This is a genomic window from Nonomuraea sp. NPDC003201, from assembly GCF_053590415.1.
The window spans coordinates 1-7,856 of record NZ_JBSFTC010000414.1 but is presented as its reverse complement, the minus strand read 5'-3'; the positions used below and the strand labels follow the sequence as shown (position 1 = coordinate 7,856).

General features: G+C 71.3%; 8 protein-coding genes. 5 read left to right on the top strand and 3 right to left on the bottom strand.

Annotated elements, in window-relative coordinates; genetic code table 11:
* A partial coding sequence (locus ACWDX9_RS56155) for a hypothetical protein (protein WP_449971044.1) occupies nt 1-207 on the bottom strand: 207 nt, incomplete at its 3' end.
* A gap of 97 nt (nt 208-304) precedes the next feature.
* Complete coding sequence (locus ACWDX9_RS56150; RefSeq protein WP_449971041.1) at nt 305-1,867, bottom strand: alpha/beta fold hydrolase; 1,563 nt, start codon at nt 1,865-1,867, stop codon at nt 305-307.
* Nucleotides 1,868-2,013: 146 nt separating this feature from the next.
* On the opposite strand from ACWDX9_RS56150, the gene ACWDX9_RS56145 reads away from it, so the two are divergent.
* Together ACWDX9_RS56145 and ACWDX9_RS56140 are read left to right on the top strand one after the other, a co-directional pair.
* The gene (locus ACWDX9_RS56145; RefSeq protein WP_449971038.1) at nt 2,014-3,294 is read left to right on the top strand and encodes a sensor histidine kinase; all 1,281 of its coding nucleotides are present in this window, start codon (nt 2,014-2,016) and stop codon (nt 3,292-3,294) included.
* Nucleotides 3,291-3,950: a response regulator gene (locus ACWDX9_RS56140; RefSeq protein ID WP_431926220.1), complete on the top strand. Its 660-nt coding sequence runs from the start codon at nt 3,291-3,293 to the stop codon at nt 3,948-3,950. Before ACWDX9_RS56145 ends, ACWDX9_RS56140 begins: the two co-directional genes overlap by 4 nt.
* A gap of 18 nt (nt 3,951-3,968) precedes the next feature.
* On the opposite strand, the gene ACWDX9_RS56135 is transcribed toward ACWDX9_RS56140, so the two are convergent.
* Entirely contained in the window at nt 3,969-4,745 is a 777-nt protein-coding gene (locus tag ACWDX9_RS56135; protein ID WP_449971035.1) for a thioesterase family protein, read from the bottom strand.
* Between the two features lie 307 nt (nt 4,746-5,052).
* Between ACWDX9_RS56135 and ACWDX9_RS56130 the strand changes: the two genes are divergently transcribed.
* The 3 genes from ACWDX9_RS56130 to ACWDX9_RS56120 all read left to right on the top strand — a co-directional run.
* Nucleotides 5,053-6,372 carry a hypothetical protein gene (locus tag ACWDX9_RS56130; RefSeq protein WP_449971032.1) on the top strand — a complete coding sequence of 440 codons (1,320 nt, stop codon included), beginning with the start codon at nt 5,053-5,055 and terminating at the stop codon, nt 6,370-6,372.
* A complete protein-coding gene (locus ACWDX9_RS56125) occupies nt 6,369-6,761 on the top strand; it encodes a hypothetical protein (RefSeq protein ID WP_449971030.1) in 393 nt (130 codons plus the stop codon). Before ACWDX9_RS56130 ends, ACWDX9_RS56125 begins: the two co-directional genes overlap by 4 nt.
* Before the next feature lie 78 nt (nt 6,762-6,839).
* A partial coding sequence (locus ACWDX9_RS56120) for a hypothetical protein (protein ID WP_449971028.1) occupies nt 6,840-7,856 on the top strand: 1,017 nt, incomplete at its 3' end.

Sequence of the window (7,856 nt, the reverse complement as noted above, 5' to 3'; positions counted from 1 at the left end):
CACGACGGCGAGCACCGTCGTGACCGCGACGGCCAGCGCTCCCACCGTCCGCGGGAAGCGGACCACCAGCGGCAGGAACGCGTCGAGCAGGAGGCTCAGCGCCAGCTCGGCGAGCGAGCCGGGGCCGCGGGTGTACGCGCCCGCGGCGTACAGGACGATCTGGAGGAGCGCGCACGGCGCGGCCGCACCGAAGGCGGCCGCGAGCATCAAGCTTCGTACCGGCTCCGCACCCGCCGTGAGATGCGAATGTTGCAGGCTTTCGACAGGTTGTCGCACAGGTGCATGGCCGAAAGGTGGGGTGGGGCTACTTCTCAGGTACAGGGGTGCCGTCGCAGCCGCGGTCGATGCGGCCCGTGTCGAAGTACGACACGAGCTTGGCGGCGCAGTCCGGCACGCGCAGGACGGAGCCGTGCACGTCGTCGTCGACGGTGAAGACCGTGCCGCCGATGGCCGCGTGCATCTGCTTGGTCCACTCGTACAGGGAGACCGCTTCGTAGCGGTGTCCGGACAGCACCAGCGACCCCTTGGTGCGGCGCACCTTCGTCTTCTGCACCGGCAGTGGCCAGCCGGCGCACTGGGCGGTGAAGGGGACGGCCCGCCCGGTGACCGGGTTGCGCTCGAGTCGCCGCTGGTAGGTGGCCCAGGCCTCGGGGAAGCCGAGCCGGCTGGGGTCCTCGTTGCAGAAGACGGCCTGTCCGGTGGTCGCGTTGAACCGTTCCGGGGCGTTGGGCGACGGGGGCCGCATGGCTCCCTGCTCGAGGAGTTTCTTGAGAGCGGGCGGTGCGGTGTCGCCCCCTTCCCGCATTTCCTTGAACGCCTGGGCGACCTGCGGCCAGTCCGGGGCGCTCTGGATGGCCAGCATGGCGACCGTGGAGCCGTCGGCGACCATCTGCCAGTCGCTGTAGTGCTTCGGATCGGCATCATAGGCGCGGCGCAGGGCCAGCACCGCGGTCCGCACCTTCTCCGGGGTGCTGCCGAGGCCGTAGGTGCCGTCGCGCTCGGCGATCCAGGCGGCCATCCGCCCGAAGTTGCGCTCGGCGCCCGCGGCGTGGCCGTCCTCGAAGTCGTCCAGCCGGAAGGTCACGGGCGACACGCTGTCCAGGAACATCCGGCCGACGCTGCCCGGGAACGTGCTGCGGTAGACCGCGCCGAGCCAGGTGCCGTAGGAGACGCCCAGGAAGCTGAGCTTGCGCTCACCCAGCGCGATCCGCACCCGGTCCAGGTCGCGGGCCGAGTTCAGGGTGGTGAGCCGGCCGAGGAAGGCGGGGTCGGACGTTCCGCAGGCCTTGTTCCTGGCCACCCCGCTGTCGTAGGTGCGCTCGGCCGCCGCCTTGGTCAGCGGCCCCGGCTCCGGCGGCTGTCCGCCCATGGCCGGGCAGTCGGTCTTGGTGCTGTAGCCGACCCCACGAGGGTCGAAGCCGATCAGGTCGTAGCGGTCGTTGAGTTCGGCGTTCACCTGGTTCATCGAGGCGATCTGGAGCGGGAACAGGTATCCGGCGCCGCCCGGCCCGCCCGGGTTGAGCGCCAGGCTGCCCAACCGGCGCTTGTGGTCGGCGGCCTTGACCCGCGTGATCGCGATGGTGATCTGCCGTTCACGTGGCTTTCCGTAGTCCAGCGGAACGCTGACGGTTCCGCATTCCATCCGGCCCAGCAGAGCGCGGAACTTCCGCAGCTGCTCGTCGGAGGTGATGAGTGATCGCAGGTCGTCGTCGGAGTAGGTGCGGCAGGGCTGCCACTTCACCGGCTCCTTGGCTTGCGCGGTCGCGGCCGTGGCGGCGGGCGAGCCCGCGACCAGCGATGCGAGAGTGAGCGCGGTCACGGCGACGGCTGTCGCCACGCGGCCTGAAGGCAATTCACGTCGGATCATGCGGCCAACCCTGCTGGCGACCCTGCTGCACCCGCGTCTGCCCTCGGCCGTACGTTCACCTCTGTCGTCAGACGTACGACCGAGCCGCCGAATCAGACTTTCGATGGACGCGGGCGCGGGTGGCGCGGCCGTAAGCTCACAGGATCATGACGGCCGTTCGCGCGTGGTCACGCTTGCCGGTGCCGCAGGACGCGGCGCTGGCCGCTGTGCTGCTCCTGATCTGCGTGCTGGTCAACGACCCGAATACGATCGTGGCCACGACAGCGGGTCCCCTCGCCACCGGAGGGGCGGGCGTACAACTCACCCTCTGGTGGGCGGCGACGGCGCTGACCGCGCTCGCCGTCACGCTGCGCAGGCGCCTGCCGCTCCCGATGCTCGCCGGCTGTGTGCTCGCCGCCGCGGTGCACGTGGCGCAGGCCGCACCTCTCATGATCATCGATCTGAGCGTGCTGGTCCTGCTCCATGCCGTTGCCGCCCGCCACGAGCGGGCCGTCTCGCTCGCCACCCTGGCCGGCCTCCTGCTGCTCGTCACCGGATGGAGCCTGTACGACGCGCGTCCGATACCCGGGCCATCACATGTGCTCTCGACGGGCCCCGGTCTCGACACAACCTCCCGGCCGAAAGAGGTCATGACGGTCCACCGCAGCGCCTCCGCCGACACCTGGAGTGGCCTGTCGGTGCTCGGATCGGCCCTGGTCGCCTCCTGGGCGATCGGCTCCGGCACCCGCAGCCGCCGCGCCTACCTCGACGAGCTCCACGCGCACGCCCGAGACCTCGAACGCGAACGCGACCAGCAGGCGGCGCTCGCGGCGGCCGCCGAGCGCGGGCGGATCAGCCGGGAGTTGCACGACGTCGTGGCCCACGGCCTGTCCCTCATGGTGATCCAGGCCCAGGGCGGCGCCGCGGCGCTCGGCAGCAACCCCGCCGGCACCCGGGCCGCGCTGGAAGCCATCGTCAGCACCGGGCGCGCCTCCCTCGCCGACATGCGGCACGTGCTCACAGCTGTGGGAGAGGTGGACGACGCCTGGCATCCGCAACCCGGCCTGGCGGACCTGTCCGCCCTGCTCGCCCGGGTCAACGGGGCAGGCACACCCGTGGGGCTGCGCGTGGAGGGCTCGCCCGCGGCGCTGCCCTCGGCGGTGGATCTGTCGGCGTACCGCATCGTGCAGGAGGCTCTGACCAACACCATGAAACATGCCGGAACGGGTGCCGCCGCCAGCGTGATCCTCACCTACCGCGACACGGAGATCGCCGTCGAGATCAGCGACAACGGCCACGGCGGGACCACCGACGCCGACGGCGGCAACGGCCTGCGTGGCATGCGCGAGCGCGTCAAGCTGTTCGGCGGCACGTTGACGGTCGGCCCCGGGCCGCAGGGCGGATTCGCCGTACGGGCAGCGCTACCGATCCGGGGACACACCGCATGATCCGCGTTCTCCTCGCCGACGACCAGGCCCTCGTCCGCACCGGATTCCGCATGATCCTGGACAACGCCGACGACACGCAGGTCATCGGAGAGGCGGGCGACGGCGGGCAGGCGGCGAAGATGGCGCTCGACCTCCAGCCCGACATCGTGCTGATGGACGTACGGATGCCCGACATCGACGGCGTCGAGGCGACCCGCCGCATCTGCGCCGGCACCAGCCGGATCCGGGTCCTGATGCTGACCACCTTCGACCTCGACGAGTACGTCTACGCCGCCCTTCACGCCGGCGCCAGCGGATTCCTCCTCAAGGACACCCTCGCGGACGATCTGCTGTCGGCCATCCGCGTGGTCGTACGAGGCGACGCAGTCATCGCGCCCAGCGTGACCCGGCGCCTGCTCGAACGCTACGTCGGCATCGGCACCGCCCCGGTCACCCCCACGGTCGGCCTCGACGTCCTGACCGAACGCGAACGCGAGGTGCTGAGCCTCATCGCCCGCGGCCTGTCCAACACCGAGATCGCCGGCTCGCTCTTCCTGTCTGAGGGCACCGTCAAAACCCACGTCAGCCGTGTGCTCACCAAACTCGGCCTGCGCGACCGCGTCCAAGCCGTCGTCTATGCCTACGAAAGCGGACTGGTTCGCACAGGCGCCACCTGAGCCGGCGGAGGGGGACACTCAGGCGGCCGGCGGCGTGTAGCGCGCGAGCTGCCTGCTCTGTGCCACCAGGACACCGTCCGGCCGCCACAGCCGGCCGTCGACCTCGACGTAGCCGTGCCGCAGGAGAGTCGATTCGAACCACACGAAGTGCCAGCCGTCCCCCGGCCGTCCTCTCCAATGAACGGTGAGGTCGACGGTGACGACGCCGCCGCCGAAGCCGAAGTGCCGATGCGGTGGCGGCGGCCAGGAGTCCATCAGCAGCGGCACGGTCGTGGCGCCGAGCGGGGTCCCGTCGGCGAACCGCGTCCAGCCGCCGACGTGGGGAGGGCCGGAGGCCGCCCCCTCGAGGAACTCCACCGTCTCCGCCGAGGGCGCCCTGCGGTCCAGCCGCTGCTCGAAGCTCCCCTTGAGCCGGTCGAGAGGGAGCGGCACGGACTCCTCAGGACCGGGCACGGCCGGCATGGGCCGGTGTTCGAAGGCTGCCGATGTGCCGTCCTCGTCGAAAGCGCCCTGCTCGGTGAAGGTGGCGACCGCGGTCAGGCGAGGGGAGCCCTCCTGGCTCAGCTCCGCCTGCAAGGTGGAGTGCGTACGTCCGGCTCTGAGCGTACGCAGGGACACCTCCACCTCGCCCACCTTCGGGCGGGACAGGAACTGCACCGTCGCGGCCAGCGGGGACCGGCCGGGCACGGCACGCGCCATGGAGTGAACGGCCATCGAGGCCAGATAGCCGCCGTTCGGGCCGCCCCTGAGCAACCAGCCGTCGCCGATCGACTCCAGATCCTTCTCAGCAGGCATTACTCTCCGATCGGCGTGGGTCCGGCTTCGCGCATTCCGTTGCCATACTCCCACCAAGCGCGGTCCTCACATCGCGTCTGTCAGCAACGGCGCGAGCTTCTTCTCACACGGTGCATGTCCGATCTGCCGGGCACGGCCGCACGACCTGCTCGGCCTTGTACGCCGCCGCCTCGCGGTCGCCGTTCCAGCCTGGCCAGCCCCGGCCCCGATTGCCAGAAGGTAGTTCCCGGGAACTAGGCGGTTCAGTGCCCGCGCATGATGTGCCGGGTCGTGGCCGGTTTCTACGCTCTGGCGTGTGTTCAGAAGTGTGATCGCAGTCCTCCTCGCGCTGGTGGCCCTGCTTGCCTGGGCTGGGCCCGCGGCGGCGCACGGGCGCAGCGGGGAGGCCGATGTGCGCTTCGCCCAGACGATCGGCGGCATGGAGATCACCGTCGTGGTCCGGGCGAGCCTACGGGTGCCCGCTCCGCTGCAGGTGGACGTGGTCGCGCACGCGCCCGGCCGGGGCGGGCGGATCGATCTGGCGATCAGGTCCGTCGAGGGCGGTGGTTCCTCCTCCGGCACGGTACGCGTCGAGGCGGGCAGGCCCGGGATGTACCCGGTGATGCTTTCTGTGACTCGGGTGGGCCCGCACGAACTGGAGGTCGGCGCGGGCGGGGAGCGGTCGGTGCTGCCGCTGGCCGTGCTGGTGTCGCGGACGCCGCTGTGGGAGGTGGTCGCGTACGCGGCCTTCGCCTGCGCGGCGGTGGCGCTGCTCGGTGCCCTGGCCTGCGCGGTCCTGTCCAGGCGGACGGCCGCGGCGGGGTTCGCGGGCGCGGTCGTGGTGGCGATGGTGGTGGCGTTCACGGCGGGGGTGCTCTCCCCGTGGTTCGCACCGACGGCGCCCGAGGGGGCGGCGCCCGAGCCGCCGCCAGATGCGATGTTCGGACGGCCGAACGCGCAACCGATGATCGAGGTCCTGCCTGACAAGCCCCGGCCGGGGTCGGAGTTCCGGCTGCGGATGGAGTTGTTCGACGGCTCGACGGGCCGCCCGGTGGACGACCTGGTCGAGCATCATGCCGCGCTGTCGCACGTCGTGGTGACCAGCCAGAACGGCTCGTACTTCCGTCACGTCCACCCGATCCGCACGGCGCCCGGCACGTACGAGGTGCGGCTGCGCGCGCAGGAGGAAGGGCGGCACCGGGTGTACGCCGAGTTCGAGCGCGCCGACGCGGGCGGGCAACAGGTCACGGGCGAGTTCACGGTGGGCGGCCGGGCGTCGGACGGCGTCCCCGCGAGCACGGCCTCGGGAAGCGTGCCGGTCACTGAGCCGGCGCGGCCGGTGGCCGGGCGGCCCGTGCGCGTCACGCTCGACACCGGCGTCACCGGCCTGCAGCCGTGGCTCGGCATGGCCGGGCACCTGATCGTGCGCAGCCAGGACGGCGGCTACCTCGGCCACGTGCACGAGGCCGGCTCGATGGTCACCGGTTCGCAGCGCGTGCCGGACGAGTCGGTCGCCGGCTACGGGCCCGGGCTGGAGTTCACCTTCAGTTTTCCCCGGCCGGGCCGGTACCTGGCGTGGATCCAGTACGCCAAGGACTACGAGATCGTCACGGTGCCGTACACCATCGAGGTAGGGGACGAGCCGTGACGCGGCGCATCATGTTCGTCGCCCTGCCGATCCTGCTGCTCGTGGCCGGGATCGTCTGGATCCTGCGCGGCGGCGACGGGCCGGGCCCCGTGGAGCTGTCAGCCAGGGGCGCGCACTACGCGGTCGTCGTCGTTCTCGATCCGGGCACCGGCCCGGTGGAGGCGAGGGTCGAGATCGAGCCGGCCTCCGCCGTGGAGGTGTCGCTGTTCGCGGTGATGCCCCACATGGGCCACACCACCCCGGAGATACCGGCTCGGCGCGATGGCGCGGGGCGTTACGTGGCACGCGGCGAGCTGTTCACGATGGCGGGCGTCTGGGAGATCGGCGTCCGTGTGCAGGGAGCCTCGGGCACCGAGGTCATCAAGGTCAACACATTGGTCGGACAGTGAGGAGACGCCTTCATGGCGACACGACCATCGACGAACGCGGACACGGCTCCGCCGGCTCGTGAGATACCCAGAAGGGAGGTGACCGGTGCCTGGTTCCTGATGTTCGGCTACGCCACGCTGCTGGTCGGCATGGTCTGGGACGGTCAGTGGCACGGCGATGTCGGGCCCGACAGCTTCTGGACCGCGCCCCACCTTCTGCTGTACGCGGGCACCGGCGTCATCGGACTGTCCTGCCTGTCCGTGGTGCTGTTGTCGACCTGGGCACGGGGGCCGGTGACCGAGACCCCGTCGGTGACGGTGTTCCGCACGTTCCGGGCGCCCTGGCCGTTCCTGGTGGGCGGGCTCGGCGCGTCGGGCAACCTGCTGTATGCGGGCTCGGACCTGTGGTGGCACGATCTGTACGGCTTCGACATCGCCGCCGGGACCACGCCCTCGCACTTCGGGCTCGGCCTGTCGATCCAGGTGGAGATCTTCGCCATGGTCATGGCGTTCGCCGTGCTGCGGCGCACCCGGTCCGAGAGGTGGGGCCTGGCGCTGGCGATCGGTCTGGCGACCCTCGGGTCGACGTCGGCGTTCGGCATGCTGTCCGAGCTGATCTTCGACTGGCTGCCCGGCGTGGCGCCACGCGTGCTCGGACTCGGCGCGGCAGGCGCGCTCATGCTGAGCCTCATCGTCGGGCTCACCCGGCGCTGGCACTGGCCGGCCGCGGCCGGGCTGACATTCGTGCTCGTGCAGGGCGGGCTCGCGTTGTTCACACCGGCCGCAACCCGCTGGTACGCCGAGACGATCGACCAGCCGGTACGCGACTACGCCTCCGGCCTGCCGCAGGTGCTGATCGGGTTCCCCGTCACCTTCCCGCTGATCGCGCTGCTGGCCGGAGGGGTGGTGGCCTGGGCCGTACGGCGTGGTGTGAGCCCGCTGTGGATCGCACCGGCGGTCGGCGCGCTGGCCGGCGTCAACACCGCGATCTTCTACGGCGTTTTGGGGCTGCTGGAGATGAACCTGCCCGCGACGCTGCTGGCGGCGGCCGCCCTCGGGGCGGCCACGGGCTCGCTGGGCTGGCAGTGCGCGGCCATGCTGCGCCGCTTCGGCCTG

What these genes read in the sequence shown, in the direction of transcription:
- ACWDX9_RS56150 (WP_449971041.1), bottom strand. Translation starts at nt 1,867, where the DNA reads ATGATCCGACGTGAATTGCCTTCAGGCCGCGTGGCGACAGCCGTCGCC.
- ACWDX9_RS56145 (WP_449971038.1), top strand. Translation starts at nt 2,014, where the DNA reads ATGACGGCCGTTCGCGCGTGGTCACGCTTGCCGGTGCCGCAGGACGCG.
- ACWDX9_RS56140 (WP_431926220.1), top strand. Translation starts at nt 3,291, where the DNA reads ATGATCCGCGTTCTCCTCGCCGACGACCAGGCCCTCGTCCGCACCGGA.
- ACWDX9_RS56135 (WP_449971035.1), bottom strand. Translation starts at nt 4,745, where the DNA reads ATGCCTGCTGAGAAGGATCTGGAGTCGATCGGCGACGGCTGGTTGCTC.